Below are 608 nucleotides of genomic sequence, written 5' to 3' on the forward strand. Positions count from 1 at the left end.
AGGTCCGCAGTCAGCTTCGCGACCAGCATCGTGTCGAACACGTCCGGGTCGCCCTTGGTTGCGACCGACATCTCCGTGAACACGACCGGCAGGATTTCCGGAATCAGGCTGATCATCCGGTTCACCGCGCCTTGCGTGGTCTGATCGCCGCGCCACGAGCGCGGCAGCGCGACGAGCTGGTCCACATTGCGGCGCGCCGACGCCAGATCGGCCTGCAGCTTCAGCACGAGATCGACGTTTTCTTCGCGGGTGGGCGACGTCTCGCGGCGCAGCATCGCGAGCAGTTGCGCGAGGCGGGCGTCGCTGCGCCCGCGCGCCACCTCGAGCAACGCCGTTCTGGCGGCCGGAATCGGCAGGTCCTCGCCGAGCACGCCGTTCATCGGGCCGCGTTCGGCCGACACCTGCTCCATCGCGAGCAGCGCCGCGCGGAACGCGTCGAAGCCGCGCATGGCGTGGTTCGCCGCCAGGTAGACGAGCCATTGATGGACGAGCAGCCAGCAGCACAACACCAGGATCGGTGCGAGCGCGACGGACACGCCAAGGACGAAACGACTGCCCAGCGACGTTCTGGCAAACAGACTTCGCTTCATTGCAACCCTATGCACTGC

At 67.1% G+C, this 608-nt stretch carries 1 pseudogene; it reads right to left on the reverse strand.

Features of this window, described 5'->3' with window-relative positions:
* A pseudogene (locus BMI01S_RS37190) lies at positions 1-590 on the reverse strand (GGDEF domain-containing protein); the annotation flags it as partial.
* Positions 591-608 lie beyond the last annotated feature (18 nt).

The sequence above is a fragment of the Paraburkholderia mimosarum LMG 23256 = NBRC 106338 genome, from assembly GCF_000739815.1.
Lineage (GTDB): Bacteria > Pseudomonadota > Gammaproteobacteria > Burkholderiales > Burkholderiaceae > Paraburkholderia > Paraburkholderia mimosarum.